27 protein-coding genes are annotated in these 23,458 nt (G+C 68.9%); 23 read left to right on the top strand and 4 right to left on the bottom strand.

Going from position 1 to position 23,458, the window contains the following annotated elements:
• Nucleotides 1–40: 40 nt before the first annotated feature.
• Together egtD and egtB are read right to left on the bottom strand one after the other, a co-directional pair.
• Nucleotides 41–988 carry an L-histidine N(alpha)-methyltransferase gene (gene egtD, locus KUV67_02935; GenBank protein ID MBY6203825.1) on the bottom strand — a complete coding sequence of 316 codons (948 nt, stop codon included), beginning with the start codon at nucleotides 986–988 and terminating at the stop codon, nucleotides 41–43.
• Entirely contained in the window at nucleotides 988–2,307 is a 1,320-nt protein-coding gene (egtB, locus tag KUV67_02930; protein MBY6203824.1) for an ergothioneine biosynthesis protein EgtB, read from the bottom strand. Before egtB ends, egtD begins: the two co-directional genes overlap by 1 nt.
• A gap of 270 nt (nucleotides 2,308–2,577) precedes the next feature.
• On the opposite strand from egtB, the gene KUV67_02925 reads away from it, so the two are divergent.
• On the top strand, nucleotides 2,578–4,659 hold the full coding sequence (locus KUV67_02925) for a DUF11 domain-containing protein (protein MBY6203823.1): 2,082 nt from the start codon (nucleotides 2,578–2,580) through the stop codon (nucleotides 4,657–4,659).
• Between the two features lie 129 nt (nucleotides 4,660–4,788).
• Here the strand turns inward: KUV67_02925 and KUV67_02920 are convergent, their stop codons facing one another.
• Nucleotides 4,789–6,243, bottom strand: coding sequence for a sigma-54 dependent transcriptional regulator (locus tag KUV67_02920; protein ID MBY6203822.1), 1,455 nt, complete (start codon nucleotides 6,241–6,243; stop codon nucleotides 4,789–4,791).
• Between the two features lie 30 nt (nucleotides 6,244–6,273).
• Nucleotides 6,274–7,911 carry an ATP-binding protein gene (locus tag KUV67_02915; protein ID MBY6203821.1) on the bottom strand — a complete coding sequence of 546 codons (1,638 nt, stop codon included), beginning with the start codon at nucleotides 7,909–7,911 and terminating at the stop codon, nucleotides 6,274–6,276.
• 258 nt (nucleotides 7,912–8,169) lie between these two features.
• Here KUV67_02915 and sucC point away from each other — a divergent pair, with 258 nt between their 5' ends.
• The 22 genes from sucC (at nucleotide 8,170) to KUV67_02805 (ending at nucleotide 23,443) form a co-directional block, all read left to right on the top strand.
• Nucleotides 8,170–9,330, top strand: coding sequence for an ADP-forming succinate--CoA ligase subunit beta (gene sucC / locus KUV67_02910; protein ID MBY6203820.1), 1,161 nt, complete (start codon nucleotides 8,170–8,172; stop codon nucleotides 9,328–9,330).
• Nucleotides 9,331–9,342: 12 nt separating this feature from the next.
• Nucleotides 9,343–10,218, top strand: a complete 876-nt coding sequence (sucD, locus tag KUV67_02905) for a succinate--CoA ligase subunit alpha (protein ID MBY6203819.1) — start codon at nucleotides 9,343–9,345, stop codon at nucleotides 10,216–10,218.
• 139 nt (nucleotides 10,219–10,357) lie between these two features.
• Nucleotides 10,358–11,989 (top strand): NAD+ synthase, encoded by a 1,632-nt coding sequence (locus KUV67_02900; GenBank protein ID MBY6203818.1) that lies wholly within the window; start codon nucleotides 10,358–10,360, stop codon nucleotides 11,987–11,989.
• 115 nt (nucleotides 11,990–12,104) lie between these two features.
• A complete protein-coding gene (locus tag KUV67_02895; GenBank protein ID MBY6203817.1) occupies nucleotides 12,105–12,722 on the top strand; it encodes a PH domain-containing protein in 618 nt (205 codons plus the stop codon).
• Complete coding sequence (locus tag KUV67_02890; protein ID MBY6203816.1) at nucleotides 12,719–14,305, top strand: PH domain-containing protein; 1,587 nt, start codon at nucleotides 12,719–12,721, stop codon at nucleotides 14,303–14,305. The genes KUV67_02895 and KUV67_02890 overlap by 4 nt, the downstream gene beginning before the upstream one ends.
• A gap of 103 nt (nucleotides 14,306–14,408) precedes the next feature.
• Nucleotides 14,409–14,912 carry a hypothetical protein gene (locus KUV67_02885; protein ID MBY6203815.1) on the top strand — a complete coding sequence of 168 codons (504 nt, stop codon included), beginning with the start codon at nucleotides 14,409–14,411 and terminating at the stop codon, nucleotides 14,910–14,912.
• A 31-nt stretch (nucleotides 14,913–14,943) separates the two neighbouring features.
• Nucleotides 14,944–15,288 carry a hydroxylase gene (locus KUV67_02880; GenBank protein MBY6203814.1) on the top strand — a complete coding sequence of 115 codons (345 nt, stop codon included), beginning with the start codon at nucleotides 14,944–14,946 and terminating at the stop codon, nucleotides 15,286–15,288.
• Nucleotides 15,289–15,297: 9 nt separating this feature from the next.
• Nucleotides 15,298–15,693, top strand: coding sequence for a nuclear transport factor 2 family protein (locus tag KUV67_02875; GenBank protein MBY6203813.1), 396 nt, complete (start codon nucleotides 15,298–15,300; stop codon nucleotides 15,691–15,693).
• 89 nt (nucleotides 15,694–15,782) lie between these two features.
• Nucleotides 15,783–16,130, top strand: a complete 348-nt coding sequence (locus tag KUV67_02870; protein MBY6203812.1) for a hypothetical protein — start codon at nucleotides 15,783–15,785, stop codon at nucleotides 16,128–16,130.
• A 65-nt stretch (nucleotides 16,131–16,195) separates the two neighbouring features.
• Nucleotides 16,196–16,570 carry a hypothetical protein gene (locus tag KUV67_02865; protein MBY6203811.1) on the top strand — a complete coding sequence of 125 codons (375 nt, stop codon included), beginning with the start codon at nucleotides 16,196–16,198 and terminating at the stop codon, nucleotides 16,568–16,570.
• A gap of 10 nt (nucleotides 16,571–16,580) precedes the next feature.
• A complete protein-coding gene (locus tag KUV67_02860; GenBank protein ID MBY6203810.1) occupies nucleotides 16,581–17,039 on the top strand; it encodes a hypothetical protein in 459 nt (152 codons plus the stop codon).
• Nucleotides 17,036–18,040: a GNAT family N-acetyltransferase gene (locus tag KUV67_02855; protein ID MBY6203809.1), complete on the top strand. Its 1,005-nt coding sequence runs from the start codon at nucleotides 17,036–17,038 to the stop codon at nucleotides 18,038–18,040. The genes KUV67_02860 and KUV67_02855 overlap by 4 nt, the downstream gene beginning before the upstream one ends.
• Before the next feature lie 92 nt (nucleotides 18,041–18,132).
• The gene (locus KUV67_02850; GenBank protein MBY6203808.1) at nucleotides 18,133–18,531 is read left to right on the top strand and encodes a nuclear transport factor 2 family protein; all 399 of its coding nucleotides are present in this window, start codon (nucleotides 18,133–18,135) and stop codon (nucleotides 18,529–18,531) included.
• Nucleotides 18,532–18,584: 53 nt separating this feature from the next.
• Nucleotides 18,585–18,779, top strand: coding sequence for a hypothetical protein (locus KUV67_02845; GenBank protein ID MBY6203807.1), 195 nt, complete (start codon nucleotides 18,585–18,587; stop codon nucleotides 18,777–18,779).
• 97 nt (nucleotides 18,780–18,876) lie between these two features.
• Nucleotides 18,877–19,134, top strand: coding sequence for a YrhK family protein (locus tag KUV67_02840; GenBank protein MBY6203806.1), 258 nt, complete (start codon nucleotides 18,877–18,879; stop codon nucleotides 19,132–19,134).
• Between the two features lie 100 nt (nucleotides 19,135–19,234).
• Nucleotides 19,235–19,744 carry a hypothetical protein gene (locus KUV67_02835; GenBank protein MBY6203805.1) on the top strand — a complete coding sequence of 170 codons (510 nt, stop codon included), beginning with the start codon at nucleotides 19,235–19,237 and terminating at the stop codon, nucleotides 19,742–19,744.
• Nucleotides 19,745–19,795: 51 nt separating this feature from the next.
• A complete protein-coding gene (locus KUV67_02830) occupies nucleotides 19,796–20,407 on the top strand; it encodes a VanZ family protein (GenBank protein MBY6203804.1) in 612 nt (203 codons plus the stop codon).
• Nucleotides 20,404–21,132 (top strand): hypothetical protein, encoded by a 729-nt coding sequence (locus KUV67_02825; GenBank protein ID MBY6203803.1) that lies wholly within the window; start codon nucleotides 20,404–20,406, stop codon nucleotides 21,130–21,132. Before KUV67_02830 ends, KUV67_02825 begins: the two co-directional genes overlap by 4 nt.
• A complete protein-coding gene (locus KUV67_02820; GenBank protein ID MBY6203802.1) occupies nucleotides 21,129–21,344 on the top strand; it encodes a TIGR02450 family Trp-rich protein in 216 nt (71 codons plus the stop codon). Before KUV67_02825 ends, KUV67_02820 begins: the two co-directional genes overlap by 4 nt.
• A gap of 111 nt (nucleotides 21,345–21,455) precedes the next feature.
• On the top strand, nucleotides 21,456–21,995 hold the full coding sequence (locus KUV67_02815) for a hypothetical protein (protein MBY6203801.1): 540 nt from the start codon (nucleotides 21,456–21,458) through the stop codon (nucleotides 21,993–21,995).
• Between the two features lie 69 nt (nucleotides 21,996–22,064).
• A complete protein-coding gene (locus KUV67_02810; protein MBY6203800.1) occupies nucleotides 22,065–22,991 on the top strand; it encodes a YihY/virulence factor BrkB family protein in 927 nt (308 codons plus the stop codon).
• A gap of 92 nt (nucleotides 22,992–23,083) precedes the next feature.
• Nucleotides 23,084–23,443, top strand: coding sequence for a hypothetical protein (locus tag KUV67_02805; protein MBY6203799.1), 360 nt, complete (start codon nucleotides 23,084–23,086; stop codon nucleotides 23,441–23,443).
• Nucleotides 23,444–23,458: the final 15 nt, after the last annotated feature.

The following is a 23,458-nucleotide window of genomic DNA, read 5'->3' as shown; positions in this document are numbered from 1 at the left end:
GCTCGGTCCGCCAACTGCAGCCCGGCCACCGCGCCGGCGGTCAGGCGCTCTCGAGGTAATGCATGCTGAACAGGCCCTCGGGGTCGGTCCAGGTCCGGATCGACGCGAGGCCCGCCTTCGCGGCCAGCGCCCGAAAGCTCTCGATCGAGTACTTGTGGCTGTTCTCCGTGTGGATCGACTGGCCGGCGGCGAAGTCGAAGCGCTGGCCGGCGAGCTCGATCGCCGTGTCGCGGCGTGCGACGAGGTGCATCTCGATCCGTTCCTCGCCGTCGTTCCAGCGAGCTTCGTGCTCGAAGGCATCCGGGTCGAGATCGGCGCCGAGTTCGTCGCGCAGGCGGACCAGCAGGTTGCGATTGAACGCCGCGGTCACGCCGTCGGCGTCGTCGTAGGCTGCGCGCAGCGTCGAGGCGTCCTTGACCAGGTCGACGCCGATCAGCACGCCGCCGCCGGCACCGGCGATGCGTCGCATCCTCACCAGAAAGTCGACCGCCTCGGCGTGGGTGAAGTTGCTGATCGTCGATCCGGGAAAGTAGACCACGCGGCGTCGGGCCGGAGGGTCGAGCTGAAGCACCTCGTCCGGGACCGGCTGGGTGTAGTCGGCCTGCAGCGGGAGGATCTCGATGTTCGGGAAGCGGCGGGTCAGTTCCTCGACCGACGCGTCCAGCGCTTCGCCGGAGATCTCGATCGGTGTGTAGGCCCGGGGCCGATCGCAGCCCTCGAGGATGCTGCGGATCTTGATGCCGGCGCCCGATCCGAACTCGACGATGTGCGCTTCGGGGCCGATCCGGTCGACGATGTCCTGGAGGTGTGCTTCGTGGAGAGCGAGATCGGCCCGGGTGACGTAGTAGTCCCGGGTCCTGCAGATCGCTTCGAACAGCGCCGATCCGCGCTCGTCGTAGAGGTACTTGCAGGGCAGCTCGGGCTGGGGGCGGCCCAGTCCGTCGACGGCGTCCCGCAGGAACGCCGCGCTCGGGTGTTCGGAATCCATTATTCGCTCCGGGCCAGTCGCAGACCGGTGAATTGCCAACGGTCGACAGGATAGAAGAAATTCCGGTAGCTGGGACGGACGTGGCCCGGCGGCGTGGCGCAGCTGCCGCCGCGCAGCACCATCTGGTTGGCCATGAACTTGCCGTTGTACTCGCCGACCGCGCCCGGCGCGGGCTCGAACCCCGGATAGGGCAGGTAGGCCGACTGGGTCCACTCCCAGACCGACCCGAACAGCCGGCAGAGCGCGCCGTCGTCGCCCGCGGGTTCCGGGTGGTAGCGGCCAGCGTCCGCGAAGTGCCCGGCAATGGGCGCTTCGCGTGCGGCGTGCTCCCACTCGGCCTCCGTCGGCAGCCGGGCGCCCGCCCATTCGGCGTAGGCCATCGCCTCGTAGAAGCCGATGTGGGTCACCGGGTCGTCGGCCCGGCGCTCGCGCCGTCCGGCCAGCGTTTCCAGCGTGCCGTCGTCGTGCCAGTACAGCGGCGCCCGTACGTCGTTCTCCTGCAGCCAGGCCCAGCCGTCGGCCAGCCAGAGCAGGGGCTGCCGATACCCGCCGTCGGCGATGAACTCGGCCCATTCGCCGCAGGTCACGGTCCGGGTGGCCAGGGCGAACGGTCGATGGAGCAGGGCGCGGTGACGCGGGGTCTCGTTGTCGAAGGCGAACCCGGGGCCGGCGTGTCCGATCTCGGTTTCGCCGGCGTCGAAGGACCGCCAGCCCGCGTCGGCGACCCGGCCGGCCCGGACCGGATCGGGGTGCTGGCCCAGCGTGCGCGCCAGCGGATTGTCCGGCATCGAGGCCTTGTAGTCCGTGAGGATCAGTTCCTGGTGCTGCTGCTCGTGGTTCAGGCCGAGAATCACCCGGCCGGCGACCCGTTCGATGCCCTTCTCGTCGAGGCCTTGCAGCCAGTCGACCATCGCATCGTCGACCCGGTCCCGGTAGGCGGTGACCTCGGCCTGGTCGGGTCGAGCGATCAGGTGTCGCCGGGCCCGCGGATGCTGGCGCCCGATGCCGTTGTAGTAGCTGTTGAACAGCTCGCCGTAGGCCGGGTGCTGCGGCTTCCAGTCGTCGAGCTCCCGTTCGAGCAGGAAGGTCTCGAAGAACCAGGTGGTGTGCGCCCGATGCCACTTGATCGGGCTGGCCTGCGCCATGGGCTGGAGGTTCTGGTCCTCGGGCCCCAGGTCGGCGATCAGCCGCTCGGTTGCGGATCGCACCGAACGATAGGCGTCGATCAGCAGGGCCGCGTCGAGCGTCGCGGCGTCGACTGCGTTGAAGTCGGGCCCCGCGCTCGTTGTCGGGGAGTCGAAGGCGGCCTGTGCGTTCATTTTTCGTCGCAATCCGGTCCGGGAACCAAATGGGGGATTCGAGTGTCCATCATAGGATAACGAGGGTGCGGGAACCCGGAACGTGTCGCGAGGGCTCCCGAAATGTGTGGCCGATCTCGAAACGAGGCGAGTGAAGCGTGACGATCAGCGCAGAATGCGGCCGGCTCGCGGGCCGGGATTTCGCGGTGCCTGAATGAGGTTTTAACAGGCGTGTGTGAGATAATAGCACCCGTTATGCAACCCCTTGATTACATTTGGCGAACTGAATTTATGAATCGATTTATTCTCCACGGTGTCGCGCTGGCCGGTCTGCTGGCCGGACAGGCTGTCGCCCAGGTGCAGGTGAGCATCGACGGCCAGCCGCCGCTCTCGATCGACAGCGACATCGCCGAGATCAGCTACCAGCCCGCTGCACGGCGGCTGGAAGTGCGGACCAACTGGGACGATCTGCGCTGCGTGATCAACCCCGCCGGGCCGCAGGTCACGCTCCCGGTTCCGCAGCCGGGCGACTTCGTGTTCGCGCTCGACAGCTACGACGGCGACGTGCTCGGCGAGTACGTGATCGAATCCGACGGCACCATCAACCAGCTGCTGGCAGCAATCCAGGGCGACCCGGCCGTGCTCGAGGTCGTGACCAGCGCATCGCGGGTCGCCAATTGCTCCGGCGGCGAGTGCGCGAACCTGGTCTGTGCACCGGGCGGAACGCCGGTGTTCGGCGCCGGCTTCGAGCCGATCGTGGCCGATCTCGGCGTGGTCTGGGAAACGGCGCCGGCCGGCGAGACGCTGGAGATCGTCGGCGGCGGGGCGTCGCGCTCCATGGTGCTGACGGCCAGCAACACCGGCCAGCTCGACGCGGACTCGGTGTTCGTCGACGTCGACGTGCTGGTGCCCGGTGACGGGAGCATTCCGTGCCCGACCGTGGTGTCCGGCGGCAACGGCTTCAGTTTCGACGCCAACTGCAGCGGCACCTGGACGATCGGCAACCTGCCCGCCGATTCGCAGGTCCAGATGGAGCTGGCCTACTTGGCCGCCTCGAATGCACCGCTCGGCGCGCTGGCCGTGTCCGACGCGGTGATCGATGCGCCGTCGGTGTCCGACGTCAACCTCGGCAACAACACCGACAGCGTGGACCTGGAGGTCGTGCGCGAAGCGGAGCTGGTGGTCGACGCCGTCTCCATTCCGGCCGCCGTGGTCGACCTCACGAACGGCCCGGAGGACGTCGACTTCTCGCTGGCCGTGGACCCGGCTCGCGGACCGTCGGACCTCAACAACGAAATCCGATTCGTCGTGATGCTGCCCCAGTCGGGCGACATCGTGTTCGATATCCCGGACGCCGACTACGACCCGGTCAGCGGCACCTGGACCCCCGTCGTGGCGGGGCTGCCGGTCGAGCTGACCGGAACGATGACGGTCAACTCCTACGAGCCGGGCATGCAGAACTTCTGCTTCGGCATCCAGTCCGCGACGCCGGTGGATGCCGGCGTCGACGTGTCCATCGCCGCCGATTCCGACCCGATCCGCTGCCTCGACGTGACCGGTCCCGAGACCGTTGCCCTGACCATCGATGCCGTCGCCCCGGCCACGGTCATCGCCGGCAGTTCGGCCCCGGGTCCGGGCAACCTGCTGCACACCTTCACCCTGACCAACGAGAACGCCACCTTCGACGGCGAGAACATCGGCGCCGACCTGGTCATCGCGCTGCCGCCGGCGGGCACCACGATCGAATCGATCGTGGCCTCGGCCGGTTCGATCGTCCAGACCGCACCGGACACCTGGAGCTGGTCGCTGGCCCTGCTGCCGGCGGGCCAGGCCGAAACCGTGGACGTGGTCTACCTGGTCGATGCCTCGACCGCCGCGCTCGACGTGGTCGCCGCCGGCCTCGGCAACCTGTCGATCGATCCCAGCCAGGTGCTCGCAGACCCGTCGGAGGCCGCTTCGGTCACGACCACCGTGGATCGCGAGATCGATCTCGTGATCACCTCGGGTGAGTCGGCCGATCCGGTCGCGCCCGGCGAAACCCTGGTCTACATCTTCCAGGCCAGCAACGTCGGACCGTCGGACGGGTCGAACGTGACCGTCGATCTGGCCACCGTTCTGCCGGCGAACGTCAGCGTCGCCAACGTCAGCTCGAACTTCCTCGGCAGCTACTCGAACGGCGTGTGGACGATCCCGTCCCTCGAGGCCGGCAACGCGATCGACGCGGCACTGACCGTCGAGATCGCGGTCGGTAGCGGCGCCACGCCGGCGGCGAACGCCATCTCCGGAACCGCGACCGTGACCGGCAGCAACGAGACCCGGATCAATACGGGCGACGACAGCGCGACGGAGACGACCTCGATTTCCGCCAGCTGACGTCCGGCGAGTCCTGCCCCGCCCACGCCGGACGGATGACGCCACGAAAGAACGCCGCGCGGTTTCGACCGGGCGGCGTTCTCGTTTCCGGGGAAGGGTCTGCAGACGGCGGCGCCGCTGCGCGGGCGTTCAGTCGATGCCGTACTTGTCGAGCTTGTAGCGCAGCGAGCGGAAGGTGATGCCCAGCCGCCGCGCCGCCTCGGTCTTGTTGTAGCGCGCGTCCTTCAGGGCGTTCTCGAGAATCCGCTTCTCGATGTTTTCCATGTAGTCGTCGAGGCTGCGGTCGCCCGGATCGGTCGGCAGGTCGTCGCCGGTGTCGAGGCGAGCCCGCTCCAGCTGCAGGTCGTCGACCTGGATCTCGTCGCCCTCGCACAGGGTGACCGCGCGCTGCAGGATGTTGAACAGCTCGCGCACGTTGCCCGAATAGGAGTGCTTGCACAGGTCGTCGAGCGCCTCCCCGGACAGGGTCTTCGGAGGGTCGCCCCACTGTTCGGCGATGACCTCGAGGAAGTGTTCGATCAGCAGGGGAATGTCGGAGCTGCGCTGTTCGAGCGCCGGCAGTGCCAGTTCGATGACGTTCAGGCGGAAATAGAGGTCGCTGCGGAAGTCGCCGGACTCGACCAGCGGCTTGAGCGCCTTGTGCGATGCCGAGAGCAGGCGAACGTCGATCGGCAATTCTTCCTTTCCGCCGATCGGCCGCACGCGCTTTTCCTGGATCACGCGGAGCAACTTGACCTGCATGTTCAGCGGCAGGTCGGCGACCTCGTCGAGAAACAGGGTGCCGCCGTTGGCCGCGACGAACAGGCCGTCCTTGTCGCTGTCGGCCCCGGTGAAGCTGCCCTTCTTGTGACCGAAGAACTCGCTTTCCATCAATTCCGACGGAATCGCCCCGCAATTGACCGCGACGAAGGGCTCCTCGGAGCGCGGGCTGAGGTCGTGGATCAGGCGCGCGGCCAGTTCCTTGCCCGTGCCCGATTCGCCGCTGATCATCACCGGCGCCTGGCTGCGTGCGAGCTTGACGATGGTCTGGCGCACCCGCTTGATGCTCTCGGAGCGTCCGATCATGCGATCGAGGATCGCCGCCTGCTGGTCCGAGTCCGCGGCCGGTGCCTTTCGATCCACGTCCGGCGCCTTGTCCGCCGACGCGTCGGCTTCCTTCTTCTTCGGCGTTGCGGCCGCTTCGTCGTCGGCGGGCGCGGACTTCTCGGCGTCGTCCTGGCGGAGCTTGATCGCGGTCCGGACCAGGTTGCGCAGGGCCTCGAGATCGACGGGCTTGGACACGAAGTCGAAGGCGCCGTACTTCAGCGCGGTCACCGCGTCCTCGACCTTGCCGTAGGCGGTGATCATGGCCACCGGCAGGTTCGGCCGATCGCGGTTGATCTCCTTGACCAGGCTCAGGCCGTTGCCGTCGGGCAGGCGCATGTCGGTCAGGCAGAAGTCGAACTCGCCGGCGCCGAGCTTGCGACGGGCGTCGGACAGGTCTTCGGCCGTCTCGACCTCGACGCCCATGCGGGTCAGGGTCAGGTCCAGCAATTCACGAAGGTCCGGCTCGTCGTCGACGACCAGTGCACGGGGTTGGCTCATGGCGATACCGATCTCTCGTTTGGGCGCGGATCAGACGTTGGCAAGCTTGGGGTGGGCGGCCGCCTCCGCGTCCTGGCCGGTTCTTCTCAGCAGGATACGGAAACAGGCCCCCGCATTGGGGATTTGAACATACTCCAGCGGTGCGGCGTTGGCGTCGCAGAGCTGGCGGGCCAGGAACAGGCCGAGTCCCGATCCCTGCTTGTGGGTGGTGAAGAACGGCTCGAAGATCTGGCTGCGTTTCTCGAGCGGAATGCCGGGCCCGTCGTCGATGATGTCCAGCGCCATCTCCCGGTGCCCGCGGATCGGGCTGAGTCGCAGCGTCAGCGTCGGCTCGTGATTCTCGCTGCCGGCGTGGCGCAACGCGTTCTCGAGCAGGTTCGAGACGGCCTGGTGCATCTGGCCGGGGTCGATCAGCACGGTGATCGCGTTGCGCGGCGCCTCCACCCGGACCCGGCTCGGCGGCAGTCCGGCCTGGTCGCGGAACTCGTCGGCCAGGGATCGCAGCCAGTCGGTGATGTTGACCTGCTCGATCTGGGCCCGCTCACGCCGCGACAGCTTCAGTACGTTCTCGACGATGTCGTTCATGCGCGCCGTGTGGTCGCGGATGATCTGGATCAGGCGCAGGTCCTGCTTCGGCAGGTCCGGCGATTCGCCGAGCAGCTGCGCGGCGTGGCTGAGCGCGCCGAGCGGGTTGCGGATCTCGTGGGCGATCGACGCCGACAGCCGAGCCAGGGACGCCTGGGCCAGGTCGCGGGCGCGCCGGGCGACGACCGAGGTGTCCTCGAGGAAGATCAGCGTTGCCTCGCCGAGCACCCCGGGCAGCCGCACGAACTGGGGCACCACGGCGGCCTGGGTGGCCTTGAGCAGCAGCCCTTCCTCTTCCGAGCGGCCGGTCTTGCGCCAGTGCGTCAGGCGGTCGACCAGCGCAGGCGCGATCACGTTCAATCGGTCCTCGCTGACCGACGGATTGCCGAGCAGGTACCAGGCCGATTCGTTCATCTGCCGGACCTTCAGCTCGGCATCGACCACCAGCACGCCGGACCGCATGCGGCGGATGATCAGGTCGTTGACCTGTTCCAGGCCGACCAGGTCGTTGCGGCGGCGCTCGGCCAGCAGCTGGTACTCGCGGCCCCAGCGGCCGAGCAGGGAACAGCCCAGCGCGGTGGCGAAGGACGCGATGCCGTAGATCGCGGCCTGCAGCACCAGCGCGTCGCCGGACCCCTGGCTCATCGCCAGCCAGGCCTCGCCGATCACGCCGAGGGAGATCAGTGCGGCGAAGAACAGCGCCGTGCGGATCGGCAGCAGCAGGCCGGCGATGCCGACGGTGAAGATCAGCAGGATGGCCAGGCCGCTGCCCAGCCCGCCGAAGCAGTGCAGCACCAGCAGCAGCAGGACGATGTCCGTGGCCAGCGAAAAGCGGGCCAGTTCCTGGAACGGGAAGGTCGGACGCCACTGGTAGTAGGCGAAGGAGAAGGCGGCCAGGATGTAGGTCAGGCCCGTGGCGCGGGCCAGGAACACCTTGTATTCGGCTTCGACGGCGGTGTTGAAGCCGCCGAAGGCCACGGCGACGATCACGCCGGCCAGCCCGATCCGGAACAGGGCGAGGTAATTCAGCGAACGACGGGTCAGGTCGCGATCGGCAGCGGTCTTCTGGAACAGGTCGCTCAAACGTGCCTCCCCGGGCCGTGGAAACGCGGTTCGCGGGGGCTGCCCGCGAACGTCGCCACTATAGCCGATCGGCCGGTTCCGGCAAACGTCCGAAGGCGGTCCGGACCGACGCGCAACGGCCCGTCGGCCCGCGCCGGGGCGGCGGGTTTGTTATATTTCGCCGGTTGCCGGGCGATGCGCTGTCCGGCCCGGCCGCTCGATCCTCCGTTCGACCGGCCGCTCGACCCGAATCTTCTCCGAACCGAACAGGAAATCGTCATGAATTTTCATGAGTACCAGGCCAAGGCCCTGTTCGCCGAGTACGGCATTCCGGTGCCGCGCGGCGAACTGGCGACCACGGCCGACGAAGCAGTCAAGGCGGCCGAAGCGGTCGGCGGCAACCAGTGGGTGGTCAAGGCCCAGGTCCACGCCGGCGGTCGCGGCAAGGCCGGCGGTGTGAAGTTGGCCTCGAGCCTCGACGAGGTTCGCGAGTACGCGGACACGATGCTCGGCATGTCCATCGAGACCTACCAGACCGGCGGCCGCGCGCTGCCGGTCCATTCCGTGCTGATCGCCGAGGCCACCGACATCAAGCAGGAACTGTACCTGTCGGCCCTGGTGGATCGCGGCCAGCGCGCCGTGGTCTTCATGGGCTCGGCCGCCGGTGGCGTGGACATCGAGCAGGTCGCCGAGGAATCCCCGGAGAAGATCATCCGGGTCGCGGTCGACAACGCGGCCGGCTTCATGCCCTACCAGGCCCGCCAGATCGGCTTCGGCATGGGCCTGAACTCCAAGCAGGTCCGCCAGCTGACCAAGATCATGGACGGCCTGTACAAGCTGTTCATCGACAAGGACCTGGCCATCGTCGAGGTCAACCCGCTGATCATCGACGGCGAGGGCAATCTCAGCGCCCTCGACGCCAAGATCAACGCCGACGGCAGCGCGCTGTTCCGCCATCCCGATCTCGCCGACATGCGCGACGAGTCGCAGGAAGACCCGGTCGAGCTGGCCGCCAGCAAGCACGACCTGAACTACGTCACGCTGGACGGCAACATCGCCTGCATGGTCAACGGCGCCGGCCTGGCCATGGCCACGATGGACGTGATCAAGCTGGCCGGCGGCGAGCCCGCCAACTTCCTCGACGTGGGCGGCGGCGCGACCAAGGAACGCGTGACCGAAGCCTTCAAGCTGATCCTGTCCTCGGACAGCGTGCAGGCCATCCTGGTCAACATCTTCGGCGGCATCGTTCGCTGCGACCTGATCGCCGAAGGCATCATCGGCGCGGTCAAGGAAGTGGGCGTCGAAGTGCCGGTGGTCGTGCGGCTGGAAGGCACAAACGTCGAGCAGGGCAAGCAGCTGCTGGCCGACAGCGGCATGAAGATCATCACCGCCGACGACTTGAACGACGGCGCGAAGAAGGCCGTCGAAGCGGCGGCCTGAGGGAATTCGAAAATGAGCGTATTGGTCAACAAGAAAACCCGCGTGATCTGCCAGGGCTTCACCGGCTCGCAGGGCACTTTCCATTCCGAGCAGGCGATCGAGTACGGCACCCGCCTGGTCGGCGGCGTGACGCCCGGCAAGGGCGGCCAGGAGCACCTGGGCCTGCCGGTCTTCGACACGGTCGAGACCGCCGTCGAGGAAACCGGCGCCGACGCATCGATGATCTTCGTGCCGCCGCCCTTTGCCGCCGACGCGATCCTCGAGGCTGCCGACGCCGGAATCCGGATCATCGTCGCGATCACCGAGGGCATCCCGGTGCTCGACATGATGCGCGTCAAGGCGGCCCTGGCCGACTACGAGGACGTCACCCTGATCGGCCCGAACTGCCCGGGCATCATCACGCCGGGCGAGTGCAAGATCGGCATCATGCCGGGCCGCATCCACAAGCCGGGCAAGGTGGGCATCGTGTCGCGCTCGGGCACGCTGACCTACGAGGCCGTGTTCCAGACCACCAACGCCGGCCTCGGCCAGACCACCTGCATCGGCATCGGCGGCGACCCGATCAACGGCATGAGCTTCATCGACTGCCTCGACCTGTTCCAGGAAGATCCGGAAACCGAGGGCATCATCATGGTCGGCGAGATCGGCGGCACGGCCGAAGAGCAGGCGGCCGAGTTCATCGCCGATCACGTGACCAAGCCGGTGGTCGGCTACATTGCCGGCGTCACGGCGCCCCCGGGCAAGCGCATGGGCCACGCCGGCGCGATCATCGCCGGCGGCAAGGGAACGGCCGATGCCAAGTACGCCGCGCTCGAAGAAGCCGGCGTGACGACGGTCCGTTCGCCGGTCGAACTGGGCACCGCGATCGCGGATCGCCTGAAGGGCTGACCGCGCCGGCCCGGGTTCGACCCGGGCCCTGCGCCGGCGCCCGTCCTTCGATCGCCGCCCGGTCAGGCACCGGGCTTCAGTTTCCGCTCGCGCCGGCCGCCGGCGCGGGTGACCGTCCGTCCAACGCGGAACCGCACCGATGCTGAACATCGCTCTGGCCCAGGACGATTTCCTCGTCGGCCACATCACCGCCAACCGCGACCGGATCGTGGCGTCCATCGAGCGCGCCCGCGACGAACTCGGCGCCGACCTGATCCTGTTTCCCGAGCTGGCCCTGACCGGCTACCCGCCCGAGGACCTGGTGCTGCGCCCCGGCTTCATGCGACGCACGGAGGAGACCTTCCGCCAGATCGTCGAGGCGGTCCACGGCATCGACGTCGTCGTGGGCTATCCGCGGGCGGACGGCGACAAGCGCTTCAATTCCGCGGCCTGGATCCGCGACGGCGAGGTGCTGGGCACCTACGACAAGTGGGACCTGCCGAACTACGCGGTGTTCGACGAACGCCGCTACTTCGTCCAGGGCGACGCGCCGCTGGTCGTCGAGGTCAAGGGCGTGAAGGTCGGCGTGCTGATCTGCGAGGACACCTGGGCGCCGGAGGCGGCCCGGGCCGCCGCGGACGCCGGCGCCCAACTTCTCTTGAGTTCGAACGCGTCGCCGTACTACCACGACAAGTACATCGATCGCGGCGAGGTCCTGAAGGCGCGCCATGCGGAAACCGGACTGCCGGTGCTGTACCTGAACTGCGTCGGCGGCCAGGACGAGCTGGTCTTCGACGGTCACTCGCTGTGCATCGACGGCAACGGCGAGCTTTCGCCGCCGGCCGGCCTCTGCGAGGAACATCTCCTGCACGTCGGCTTCGACCCCGGCTCGGGCCGGATCGAGTACCGCCACTGGCCCGCCGGCGAGACCGATACCCTCCCCGTGACCTGGCGCGTCCTCCAGCGCGGCCTGGCCGACTACGTGCTGAAGAACGGCTTCCGGTCGACGGTTCTCGGCCTGTCCGGAGGCATCGATTCGGCGGTCTGCGCCGCCCTGGCGGCCGATGCCCTGGGCGGCGAGAACGTCCACGGCATCCTGATGCCGTCGCGCCACACCAGCGAACTGTCGCTGATCCTTGCGACCGAGCAGGTCGACCTGCTCGGCCTGCAGACCGACACGATCTCGATCGAACCGATCTTCCAGACCAGCCTGCAGCAGCTCGAAGCGGCGTTCGCCGACCGGCCGGAGAACATCGCCGAGGAGAACCTCCAGGCCCGGGCCCGCGGCATGCTGCTGATGGCGCTGTCGAACAAGTTCGGCCACCTCGTCCTGGCCACCAGCAACAAAAGCGAACTGGCGGTGGGCTACAGCACCCTCTACGGCGACATGTGCGGCGGCTACAGCCCGATCCGCGACTGCCTGAAGGGCATGGTCTACGACCTGGCCGACTGGCGCAACGCGCAGTCGCCGGCGATCCCCCAGGGCGTCATCGACCGGCCGCCGTCGGCCGAGCTTCGACCCGACCAGCTCGACGAGCACAGCCTGCCGCCGTACGCGCAGCTCGACCGGGTGATCGAGCTCTACGTGGAAGAAGACCGGCCGATCTCCGACATCGTCGAAGCGACGGGCCTCGACGAGGCGATGGTCCGCCGGGTCGCCGGCCTGGTGCTGAACGCCGAATTCAAGCGCCGCCAGGGCGCGCCGGGCCCGCGCGTGACGCGCAAGGCCTTCGGCCGCGACCGGCGCTACCCGATCACCTCCGGCTGGCACGACAGCGGCATCAAGCGCTGACGAGCGGTCGGTCTCCGACTTCCGGCACACGACCCGTCCCCCAACCTGCGCGACAATGGTCCCGGGGCTCGACGCTACGAGCGGGCACGTAACGACCAGCAACGGGACGATCTGGATGAACGACAGCACCTCGGCGTCGGACGCGCCGAAGGAACCCGGCTTCCATAACCCGCAGCGCCGCTTCGATGCGCTGCCGGACTACCGCGAGCTCGAGTTCGAGCCGATCGCCCGGAGCTTCCGGGGCTACACCGTGCTCACCACCGCGATCTGGTGGCTGCCGATCGCTGCGGCGTCCGCGGCGGCGAACTTCATCCCGGGCGTCACGCTGCTGCCCGGATTGATCGCGCCGGTCGCCCTGGGCCTGCTGGCGCTGCTGATCGGCGTCTATCGCTGGGTCGATGCCGGTCGCCGTGGCTGGGCCCTGCGCGACCACGACATCGCCGCGCGCGAAGGCATCTTCTGGCGCAAGGTGACGATGCTGCCGTTCGCGCGCATCCAGCACGTCGAGACGTCCAGCGGGCCAATCGAACGATGGAAGGGCCTGGCCCGCCTGAAGCTGTTCACCGCCGGCGGCATGACCTCGGACCTCGACATCATCGGCCTCGAGGCGACGACCGCGGATACGCTGCGCGAACACCTGGCCGAGCAGATCCGCCTGCGCGACGCGCTGGCCGACACCGCGGGTGATTCCGAGGCCGACTCCGGAAACGACTCCGGGGACGAAGGCGGATGAGCGACGCCGCGTCGCCGGACTCCGCCTCGGACACGCCGCCGGACGACGCCGGAGGACCGGCGTGGAACCGCCTGCCCGGCAGCGCGGTCGCGGCGCTCTACATCAACGGCGTCCAGAAGGCGGTGCGCGAGAACCTGTTCCTGTTCTTCGGCGCCGGCACCGGCGCGTTCCTGTCCGAGTCCTTCGGCCTGCGCGAAGCCGGCCTGATCGCCGGCGGCCTGCTGCTGGCGGGCCTGCTGGTCACGCTGGTCTATCACCGGCGCTTCCGGTTCCAGGTGGCCGACGACGCCATCCGCGTGCGCAAGGGCCTGTTCGAGCAGAAGGAGCTGAAGGTCCGCTTCGAGCGGGTCCAGAACGTGGCCTTCAGCCAGCCCCTGTACCTGAAGCCGCTGGGCCTGACCCGCCTGAACCTGGAGACCCCCGGCGCGGCCCAGACCGAGGTCGAACTGCCGGGCATCCCGACCGCCGACGCGCACGCGTTGCGCGATCGCATCGCCGGAGTCCGGGCCCGGGCAGCGGACGCGGTCGAGACCCCGGCCGCATCCGCCGGGGATGGTGGCGCAGCCGCGGATCTCGATCCGGCCGCCGACGCCAAGTACCAGCCGAGCGTCGGCGACCTGTTCCGCTACGGCATGACCTCGAACCAGATCTGGATCGTGCTCGGCGTGATCGGCGGTCCCCTGGCCGAGCGGATCGGCGACCGCGTCGACGACGCGGTCGACTGGGCCGAGCAGGCCGGGGTGGTCGATGTCGATGCGCTGTCGTCGGCCCCGCTGCTCGCCGTGGCCGCCGTGCTGGGCCTGGTCGCCCTGTTCATCGCGCTGGGGCTGGTCGTCTCAGGCCTGATCGCGGTGGTCCGCTTCCACGGCTACCGGCTGACCGGGGACGCCGAACGCCTGCACGCCGAATACGGCCTGCTGGACCGGCGCGAGACCTCCCTGAAGCGCAGCAAGCTGCACAGCCTCGAACTGGTCCAGACCGCGTTCGGCCGCGTCCTGCGCCGTTGGCACGCGGTCGGTCACCAGGCCGCCCTCGACGCGATGAACCCCATCAACCAGGGCAAGCGGTTCCTGGTGCCGGGCATTTCGCCCGAGCGCCTCCCGGCGGTGGCGTCGGAAATGGCGGCGCGCGAGTGGCGGCCGCCGGAGTTCGAACCCATCGACAAGCGCTTCCGTCGGGTCTACTGGCAACGGCTGCTGCCGATTCCGCTCGCGATGGCCGCGGTGAACCACTTCTTCGGCGATGGCTGGTCGTGGCTGCCCGAAGCGCTGGTTGCCGCCGCCGTGCTGCTCGCGTTCCTGATCCACCTGCGCTGGAAGCGCTGGGGCGTACAGATCGGCGAGGACGGCCTGCAGGTTCGCGAAGGCCTGGTGGGCACGAAGATCATCCTGTTCGAGGACGCGCGCTGCCAGCAGGTCAAGGTGACCACCAGCCCCTACCAGCGCCGCCACGGCCTGGCCTCGCTGACCGTGCGCCTGCCGCACGGCGAGCGGACCGTTCCGTACCTGCCCGAGGCGCTCGCCGCCGAGCTGGCCAACCGGATGATGTATCGCATCGAGACCAGCACCGAGCACGCGCTGTAGCTCTTCACCTGCCCGCCGATTGCCATCTTCCGGCCCCTGCGCGGTCCGATCGGGATGGCATATTCGTACCCTGTTCGACACCGACCCGCTCCAGGAGCCTGCCATGCGTCCCGAACCCGAAGCCTCCGCCCGTCCGCCATCGCGACTCCCCGGCGGCCTCGTCCATGCCGGTCTCTGGGGCCTGGTCTTCGGCCTGATCGGCTCGGTACTCGCGCTGATGGCCGTCGCGGACGCGCCGGACGGCGCAGGCAGCGGCGGGGTCCTCGCGCTCTCGCTGGCCCTGCGCTTCGCGCTGTTCGGCGTCCTGAGCGGCGCGCTGTTCTGGTGGATCACCGGCCTGCTGTTCCGGCGCGAACGTTTTGTCCGCTTCGGCCGCTTTCCGGTGCTGCTCGGCGGGGCGGCCGGCACCGCCGTCTTCGTGCCGCTGTTCCTGCAGACCATGAACCTGCTGTCCGGCGACGGCCCGGTGGCCTGGCACCTGGTGCTGGACGACTCGGTCTGGGCCTTCGTCTTCGGCGGCGTGGCGGCGCTGGGCTCGCTGGAGCTGGCGCGGCGCCGCGTCGGCGCGTCCGGCGGGATTGCAGCCGACCCTCCGGAAGTGGAATGATGGCGATTCGTTCCCCGTCGAGGATGCCGCCATGGACCTGCACTACCTGGAATTCGTGACGCCAGACGTCGATGCGACCTGCGCCGCGCTCGCCCGGAGCCTCGGCGCCGAGTTCGGTGAACCGGTAGCCGAGCTGGGCGGGGCGCGAACGGCCACGCGGCCCGACGGTACCGAGGTCGGGGTTCGGGCGCCGATGCACGAGGACGAAGACCCGGTCGTTCGGCCGTACCACCGGGTCGACGACCTGGAGCGGGCCCTGGCCGCGGCCACCGAGTCCGGCGGCGAAGTCGCCCTCGAGGCAATGGAGATTCCGGGTCGGGGCACGATCGCGATCTACGTGCTCGGCGGCATCCAGCACGGGCTCTGGCAGGTCTGATCGCGGGGCATGGCCACCGACCGCTCCGGCGATGTGCGCAGCCTGGCCCGCGGCTGGATCCAGGCCTGGCAGCGCATGGACCTGGCCTGGCTGCGCGAGCACCTGGCCGCGGACTTCGTCCACATCAGCCCCTTCGGTCGCCTGGCGGGGCGCGACCACTACCTGGCGACCGTCGAGCCGCTGGCGCGCAAGAGCGTCAACCGGCTCGAGATCCAGGCCGTGGTGGCGGATTCGGGTCGCGCGGCGGTGTACTTCGAGAACCACTCGGCCGGCGGCGTCATTCCCTCCTGCGACTGGATCACGGTTCGCGACGGCCGGATCGCGTCGGTTCGATCCTTCTACGACACGGCCGCGCTCGAGCGGGTGCTGTCCGACGAGGACCGGCGCGGGCTGAGCGAGGACTGAACCGGAGCGTTCGCGATGGCCACCGGTACCTCCTTCGCCGATTCTTCCCCGGGCCGGACCTCGCGCACCGATCTGCAGCAGGCCCTGCCGTGAGCCGGAAGCGACCGCCGCGCAACCCGGCCGGGCGGCCGCTTGCCGCGATCGCGTTCACCACGCTCGGCCTCCTCGGCATCGCGGCCGCCTTCGGCCTGGACGCTGTCCTCGACTGGACCGCGAGCCCGCTGCTGATCCTCTGCGCGCTCGCCTTGATCGTCTACACGGCTTTCGCACTGCACTCGGGCTGGATCGCAACGGTGGGCTACCGGGGCCAGATCGATCACTTCGAGCGCAGCCGCGAGCCGGTGATCTACTGGATGCTGGTGCTGCTCTATCTCGGGCTGGCCGGGCCGACGGCCGCGTACCTGTTCGCCGGCCTGCTGACCGGCGGTCCTGCCTAGGCGCCGGGCGAGCGCGGGTAGACTGGAGCGGCCGCGGTAACGCCGAGCCCACCACGGGAACCACGATGCTTGTCCTCGATCTTGCAGCCGTCCTCCTCGTCGGCATCGGTTTCGCCCATTCGCTGCTCGGCGAACGCTTCGTCCTGAAACGCATCGAGCGCCTGGAGTCGCTGCCCACGCTGCGGCTGTTCGGCCGGGAATCGATGGCCGACGTGCTCCGCTTCGCCTGGCACATCACGACCGTTGCCTGGTTCGGTTTCGCCGCGCTGCTGGTGCTCGCGGCCCACGACCGCCTCGACGACCGCAGCGTCCTTCTCGCTACGGCCGCGACCTTCTTCGCGACCGGCCTGATCACGCTGTGGGGCGGACGAGGGCGGCACCTGTCGTGGATCGTGTTCTTCGCGGTCGCCGCGCTCGTGCTGTTCGAAGCCGGCCGATGAGGAATCGGTCGTGAGCGACCGCGACGCCATCCGGGCGCTGGTCACCGAGCTCTATTCGCTGGTCTCGGGCCCCGGCGACCGTGCGCGTGACTGGGCGCGCGAGGCCGAGCTGTTCCTGCCCCAGGCGCACATGATCCGGACCGTCGTCGGCGACGACTGCGTGGCCCGGCCGGAGATCATTCGCGCGGTGGACTATCCGGCGAATTTCGAGCGGAAGATGGGCGGACGCGATTTCTTCGAGGTCGAAGTGCACAACGTGATCGAGACCTTCGGCCAGATCGCGCACGTGTTTAGCACCTACGAAGCCTACGAGGATGCGGCGCAGACGCGCTTTCTGAAACGCGGCATCAATTCCATCCAGCTGTACAAGATCGACGGCGAGTGGAAGATCGCGAACATGGCCTGGGATGACGAACGAGACGGCCTGACGGTCGGCGGCGGCGACGCAGGAGAGGCACAGCATCCGTGATCCGGGTCCGTCCAGCGACGCCATCCGACGCGCGCGACCTGATGGCCGTTCGCTTCGCGGTCAAGGAAAACGTCCTGACCTCCTCGCGTGCGGCCGAGCTCGGGATCGACGCGGGCGCGATCGCCGACATGCTCGGCAAGGGGCAGCCGCCTTCGCACGTCTGCTTCTGCGCCGAAGACGGCGATACGGTCGTCGGATTTTCGATGGGGGACCTTCGCGACGGCTCGGTCTACGCGCTGTTCGTTCGCCCGGAGCACGAAGGCAAAGGCGTCGGCGCCCGCCTGATGGCCCCGCTGGTCGCGGCCTTGCGGGACGCTGGCCACGCGACGCTGACGCTGACCACGGAGCGCGATACGCGGGCGTTCGGGTTCTACGCGCGTCGGGGCTGGGTCGAACGCGGGTCCAACGATCTCGGCGAGGCGGTGATGACGCTTCCCGGGCAGGACGTCTCGAGGTTCGACGAGGCGCGCCGGAGTCGCCTGCGCCTGGTCCGGCCCGATGGTCGCTTCGAAGCCAGCTACCGGGCCTACCTCGACGAACTCGGCGACGAGGAACGCTATCCCTTTCCGATGGATTTCGATCCGCAGGATTTCGACGCCATGCTCCGGCGCATCGAGCGCTTCGAGCGGGGCGTCGATCTGCCGGATGGCTACGTCCCCAGTTCCACCTTCTGGCTGGTCGACGGCCAGGACCTGCTCGGCGTCTCCAACCTCCGTCATCGGCTCAACAGCGGCCTGCGCGCCTGTGGCGGGCATATCGGCCTGGGCATCCGGCCGTCCCGGCGAGGCGAAGGGCTCGGGATCGAACTGCTGGCGCGCACGATCGAGCAGGCGCGTGCCCGGGGGATCGGCGATGTGCACATCCACTGCCATGCCGGCAACGAGGCCTCGGCCCGGATGATTCGCCGCGTCGGTGGTGTTCTGCAGTCCGAGCACGTGCCGCCGGACGGAGCTCGAACGGTGTTGCGGTTCGTCGTGGCGCATCCGAACGCGCGCCCCTGAAGCGGCCCCAGGAGAGTCGGACCCACGCGCACTGGAACCAAGCGCACTGGACCCAGGCGCACTTGACCCAAGCGGAACATAGGACGATTGCCATGGAACACCCCATCACGCACGACACGTTCGGCGACTGGCTCGACCGCTACGGCAGGGCCTGGATGTCCGAACGACCGGAGGCGGCGGCGCCGCTGTTCACGACCGATGCGGAGTACCACTGGACGCCGCTGGAGGCGCCGCAGCGTGGGCGAAGCGAAATCGTGGCCGCCTGGGGCCAGGCCATCGAGCGGCAGCGCGACATTCGGTTTCGCTACGAGATCCTCTCCGTCGAAGGCGCAACGGGCGTGGCCCACTGGCGAACGTCGCTGGTGCGGCGCGACTCCGGCGAGGCGATCGAGGTCGACGGCGTGCTGGTCGCCGACTTCGATGGCGACGGGTTGTGCTGCCGATTCCGCGAGTGGTGGCACAGTTCCGAGTCCGGTGAGTGCGCGCGGTGATCGCACCGGTCCGATAGGCTTTCGAACTGGCGGTCGGGACAACGGGTTGCACCATGGGTGATGGCTTTTTCAACGAGTGGTACGCGGGCTGGGGCACGCTGTGCCTGATCAACGCGGGCCTGGCGCAGGGCAAGGGCCGCGGCGGGCTGAACGGGTTCCTGCACTCGCCGTTGCTGGGGCCGATCGCAACGTTCCTCGTGGTGGTGCTCGAGCCGCTCCCCGGCAACGACGAAGGCTCTCCGGTCTGAACAATGGGGCGCTGACGAGGGGCGATGCTCCGTGCAGGCCAGGCGGGGGCGGCTATCCTGTTCGTCGAACCTCCATTTCCCGAATCGAGGGATCGCGATGGACATCGACAACAAACCGCTCCGCGTCCTCGTCCAGGACTACAGCTGGATCCACATGACCATCGGCCTGGTCGGCAACCTGAGCTTCTTCATCGGCAGCATCCTGTTCTTCGAACGGTTCGAGGCCTACAAGACCCTCGCGATCTGGCTGTTCGTGTTCGGCTCCCTGTTCATGCTGATCGGTTCGGTGGGCAACTTCTTCGTGAACCTGTGGGAGAAGCGTTCGCGATCGTCCGGCAAGGGCGGCGGCGGTTGAATCGCGGCATGGACACGTCGCACGCCCACCGGCCGAACGATCGGTGCCGGCCGGGGTCGGACCTTCAGGCAACGTGCGCAGCCAGCGCCAGGAGATCGCCATGACCGTCGCGCATTTCCGACTTCGATGCCCCGCCCGACCGTGCCTTCGACGCCGGACCATCGCCGGGCTCGTGCTCCTGCTCGTCTCGACGGCTCCAGCAGCCACAGCGCAGCCGGGTGATTCTTCGCTCGAGCTCGACGGCCTGGCCGTGCCCGGCGAGATCCGTGCCCACGGCGTCTACGGCGCATTCGGTGTCGACGGGGTGCTGTCCTTCGCCGGCGGCGAACTGTGCTGGACCATCGACGACGAACAGGACTGCGCGCCGGTCGAGGTCATCCGGGGGGACGGCTACCTGCGGTTTGCCAGCGAACACCGCGGAGAGCGCGACGAACGGGTCGAATGGTCGGGCCGCTACGACGGCCACGCGCTTTCGGACGTGACCGTGCTGTGGACCCGGGTCGAGGGCGATGCGGTGCACGACCTCCTGCTGCCCGAGCGCCTGGTGCTGGGCTTCGAGCCGAGCGGCGCCGACCTTGCGCACCGCGGCGCTGCAGTCGACGACCGTTGACCCGGTGCGCTCGCCCGTTCCGTCCGCGGTGACCGCCGCGCGGGCGTCTTCGTGAGGACAGCACTCGCCGACGGCCCGTTCGGGACCACCTCACGGCGCGAGCGCGTGCTCTGGCTGCTGGCCCTGTCGGTGCTCGCGGTGATCTACGCCACGCTGGGCCTGGCCGCGCGCCTGGTCGACGCGCTGGGTGAGCGCGGCGTGCTCGACCCGGCCTTCATCCTGGCCTTCGTGCTGATCGGCGCGGCGATCGTGCTGCAGGGCCTGGCGGTCGGGCGGCGCGGACTGGAATGGGGTGTGCTGGCGGGCGTGTTCGCCGTCTACCTGATGCTGTTCGTGCGCATGGGCATCCCCGAGCGCTCGCACCTGATGGAGTACGGGGTGCTGGCCCTGCTGGTCCAGGAGGCCCTGCTGGAGCGGCGCTCGAACGGCAGGCGCGTCCCGGCACCGCGCCTGCTGGCCGTGGCGGCGACCGGCCTGGCCGGCGTGGTCGACGAGGCGATCCAGTGGGTGCTGCCGGCGCGCGTGTTCGACCTGCGCGACGTGGCCGTCAATGTCGCGGCCGCGGTGATCGCCGTGCTGGGGTCCCGGGCGGTATCGGCGGCGCGCGCAGCCGCAGGGCGAAGCCGCGGGGCCGGATCGACGAGGAGGCAGGAACGCGAATGACCCCGCGAAAACGAAAGGTCCGGACCTGCGCTGCCGTCGGTGGCGCAGCGCTTCTCGTCGCGATCTGCATTGCCACCTGCATCGGCGTCGCGCTGGCCGCGCAGCACCCGGCCGCGGCCTGTGCGCGACTGTCCGCCGAGCACCGCCATGCCGGCGAACTGTACCTGGCCGGCCCGGTGCCGACGGCCGTGGCCGACGAGGTCGCGCGCCACGTCGACGGCGCCGCGGCGCGGATCGAGGCCGTCTTCGGTGCGCCGCAGTCCCGCCCGCGGATGCTGGTGGTGGCGGACGAGCAGATCGCGGCGGCCTGGGGTGCGAACGCCACGGCGAGCATGCACCGGGCGCCCTGGGGCGCGTGCATCGTCCTCGGCCCCGAGGGGCGCAACGTCGACGTGATCGCGCACGAGTGGCTCCACGCCGAGATCCAGCACCGTGTCGGCTTCTGGCGCTTCCTGCGCGAGATCCCGACCTGGTTCGACGAGGGCGCGGCGCTGATCGTCGACCACCGGGAACCGTACCGGCCCGAGAACATCGAGCTGCCCGAGCACGTTATCGAAGCCGTGCGCGGACTCGACCGCGGCGCGGCGTTCTTCGCCGGTGACGTCCGCACCCACTATCGAGCGGCGCGGCTTGCCGTGGAGCCGCTGGTCCGGCCCGCGACCTTCTTCGACGACCTCGACCGCATCGGCAGGGGGCAAGCCTTCGACGAGGTGTTTCTCCCGTGAACCGCCTCCACCCGAAGAAGCTGTTGAACAGCAAGTGGACGGCGGTGCAGCCCGAGAAGCGGGAGAAGCATTTCCGGGTCAGCGAGGTGGAGTTCGACGACGACGGAAATGTCGTGCATTGTCTGCTCGAGGCCGTGCTCACCGGGCGCGAACGCGCGATCGACTGGCGCGAGCTGAAGGATGCGTCGCGCTGGCGGCCGGGCTGGTCGTAGTACGCTGTAGAAGGCCTGCGGGCGTCCGTCGGCCGTTGCCTGCGAGCGACCGCCGCCGGCCGCGCCGGCGCGTGCGGCGCCGTTGCCCATCCAGACACCGGGAGACCGACCATGACCGACCGTGAACCCGTTCCTTGCCTTCTTGCCGCCGGCCTGCTCGGTCTGGCGGCGTTCGCCCATCCCAGCCTGCATGCAAGCGAGGACGACTCCATGACCACGATCGAGGCCTGGCTCGACGCCAACGCCGGGGCCGAGTGGACCGGCCCCAACGAACTCTGGCTCGACCCCACGGGGAACGAAGCAGAGCACAGCGACGGCACGCTGAAGGTCGAGACCGACCGCATCGTCTACACCTGGGCCTGGAAGGACGCGCCGCAGACCGGCGAGCTGCGCCGGGACGACGGCTGGACCTGGTCCGACAGCTGGCACCAGCCCGAGCGCGTGCGCCTCGAGCCGGTGCGCGACCACGGCGCGCTGATCGCCGGCGAGTACAGCTACCCGGCCGGCGAGGGGCCCGACTGGCACTGGCGGATCAAGCTGGCCGAGCGGCCGGACGGCACCGTCGTGCTGCAGATGACCAACATCGCGCCCTGGGGCGAAGAGGCCCGGGCCGTGCGGATGGTCGTGGGCGGGCCCGAAGACCCGATGTAAGCGTTCGCGCTGCGGGCCCGGACCGGAAGCACGGATTCGCGCACGCGGCTTCGTTATCCTTTTCCCATGATGTCTTCAGCCGTTTCCTCGATCCGCGATTTCCTGTTCTACTGGGCGGCGGTGTTCAAGGCCGCCGGCAAGAACTGGCTGGACAGCCAGGCCTTCATCTACGCCGCGGCGCTGGCCTTCTTCACCGTGTTCTCAATCGCGCCCGTGGTCATCCTGGTCGTGGCCATGCTCGGCCTGCTGCTCGGCGAGGATGCCGCACGCCAGCAGCTGATGGACCAGCTGGAGATGGCCCTGGGTCCGCAGGCCATGAGCGCCGTGGAGACCGCGATCGAGAACTCGCAGATCGAGCAGTCGGGCATCTGGCCCACGGTGGCCGGTCTTGCCGCCACGATCCTCGGTGCGACCACCGTGTTCGCCCAGATGCAGAAATCGCTGAACCAGATCTGGGACGTCATGCCGCGGCCGTCGCGCAACTCGATCTGGCTGTTCGTCAAGGCGCGGCTGCTGTCGCTGACCATGGTGCTGTCGATCGGCTTCATCCTGCTGGTCTCGCTGCTCCTCGGCGTCGCGGTCCGCGCCGTGGTCGCCTACGCCGAGCAGTGGCTGCCGATTCCCGGCCTGCTGCTGCTGGCCGTCGAACCGGTGATCTCGCTGACCGTGGTCACGCTGCTGTTCGCGGCCATCTTCCGCATCCTGCCCGACGTGATGCTGCGCTGGAAGGACGTGCTGCCCGGCGCGTTCATCACCGCGCTGCTGTTCACCGTCGGCAAGTCGCTGATCGCGTGGTACCTGGCCAGCACCGCGGCCGGTTCGGCCTACGGCGCGGCCGGCTCGCTGGTCCTGCTGCTGCTGTGGGTCAACTACTCTTCGCTGATCCTGCTGATCGGTGCGTCGATCTGCCGCGCGCACCTGGAGGCCCGCGGCCGGACGATCCGGCCGCGCAATACCGCCGTGCGGGTGCACCGGGAACTGATCGAGGACGTCTGACCGGTGCCGGGCCGGGTCGAAGCGGGACCAATGGGACGGGCCAGGACGGTCGATGCGCGGCATCCTGCACGCCCGACCTTGCGGAGACTGCAATGAAAAAGCTCTCGATCGCTCTCGTCGCCGGGCTGCTGCTCGTCGCGGTAACCGTTCTCGTGGGCCGCGAGATGGCGCCGACGGTGCACGTGCAGAACCGGTCCGATCACCCCGTCCGGGAATTCGTCGTCGAACTTCCGACCAGCCGCGTCTCGATCGGCCCCGTCGCGCCGGACAGCGCAGGCCGCGTGTTCTTCGCTCCGCAGGCGGCGGGCGGAACGCTAAGCTATCGCGCGGAACTCCACGACGGCAGGGTCGCGTCCGGAGAAGCGGCCTACGCGAAGGAGGGCCAGTGGTTCCGCACGCTCCGCTTTACAGTTCACGCGGACGGCTCGGTGGCGTTGCTCAGCGAAGGCTAGCGGGGTCGAGCGGTC

This window comes from Halomonas denitrificans (assembly GCA_019800895.1).
GTDB lineage: Bacteria > Pseudomonadota > Gammaproteobacteria > Xanthomonadales > Wenzhouxiangellaceae.
This window is presented reverse-complemented; position numbering and strand designations above follow the sequence as displayed.

Excerpts from the sequence above, each read along its gene's own strand:
- egtD (MBY6203825.1), bottom strand. The coding sequence starts at position 988 with ATGGATTCCGAACACCCGAGCGCGGCGTTCCTGCGGGACGCCGTCGAC.
- egtB (MBY6203824.1), bottom strand. The coding sequence starts at position 2,307 with ATGAACGCACAGGCCGCCTTCGACTCCCCGACAACGAGCGCGGGGCCC.
- KUV67_02925 (MBY6203823.1), top strand. The coding sequence starts at position 2,578 with ATGAATCGATTTATTCTCCACGGTGTCGCGCTGGCCGGTCTGCTGGCC.
- KUV67_02920 (MBY6203822.1), bottom strand. The coding sequence starts at position 6,243 with ATGAGCCAACCCCGTGCACTGGTCGTCGACGACGAGCCGGACCTTCGT.
- sucC (MBY6203820.1), top strand. The coding sequence starts at position 8,170 with ATGAATTTTCATGAGTACCAGGCCAAGGCCCTGTTCGCCGAGTACGGC.
- sucD (MBY6203819.1), top strand. The coding sequence starts at position 9,343 with ATGAGCGTATTGGTCAACAAGAAAACCCGCGTGATCTGCCAGGGCTTC.
- KUV67_02900 (MBY6203818.1), top strand. The coding sequence starts at position 10,358 with ATGCTGAACATCGCTCTGGCCCAGGACGATTTCCTCGTCGGCCACATC.
- KUV67_02895 (MBY6203817.1), top strand. The coding sequence starts at position 12,105 with ATGAACGACAGCACCTCGGCGTCGGACGCGCCGAAGGAACCCGGCTTC.
- KUV67_02890 (MBY6203816.1), top strand. The coding sequence starts at position 12,719 with ATGAGCGACGCCGCGTCGCCGGACTCCGCCTCGGACACGCCGCCGGAC.
- KUV67_02885 (MBY6203815.1), top strand. The coding sequence starts at position 14,409 with ATGCGTCCCGAACCCGAAGCCTCCGCCCGTCCGCCATCGCGACTCCCC.
- KUV67_02880 (MBY6203814.1), top strand. The coding sequence starts at position 14,944 with ATGGACCTGCACTACCTGGAATTCGTGACGCCAGACGTCGATGCGACC.
- KUV67_02875 (MBY6203813.1), top strand. The coding sequence starts at position 15,298 with ATGGCCACCGACCGCTCCGGCGATGTGCGCAGCCTGGCCCGCGGCTGG.
- KUV67_02865 (MBY6203811.1), top strand. The coding sequence starts at position 16,196 with ATGCTTGTCCTCGATCTTGCAGCCGTCCTCCTCGTCGGCATCGGTTTC.
- KUV67_02850 (MBY6203808.1), top strand. The coding sequence starts at position 18,133 with ATGGAACACCCCATCACGCACGACACGTTCGGCGACTGGCTCGACCGC.
- KUV67_02845 (MBY6203807.1), top strand. The coding sequence starts at position 18,585 with ATGGGTGATGGCTTTTTCAACGAGTGGTACGCGGGCTGGGGCACGCTG.
- KUV67_02840 (MBY6203806.1), top strand. The coding sequence starts at position 18,877 with ATGGACATCGACAACAAACCGCTCCGCGTCCTCGTCCAGGACTACAGC.
- KUV67_02835 (MBY6203805.1), top strand. The coding sequence starts at position 19,235 with ATGACCGTCGCGCATTTCCGACTTCGATGCCCCGCCCGACCGTGCCTT.
- KUV67_02825 (MBY6203803.1), top strand. The coding sequence starts at position 20,404 with ATGACCCCGCGAAAACGAAAGGTCCGGACCTGCGCTGCCGTCGGTGGC.
- KUV67_02815 (MBY6203801.1), top strand. The coding sequence starts at position 21,456 with ATGACCGACCGTGAACCCGTTCCTTGCCTTCTTGCCGCCGGCCTGCTC.
- KUV67_02810 (MBY6203800.1), top strand. The coding sequence starts at position 22,065 with ATGTCTTCAGCCGTTTCCTCGATCCGCGATTTCCTGTTCTACTGGGCG.
- KUV67_02805 (MBY6203799.1), top strand. The coding sequence starts at position 23,084 with ATGAAAAAGCTCTCGATCGCTCTCGTCGCCGGGCTGCTGCTCGTCGCG.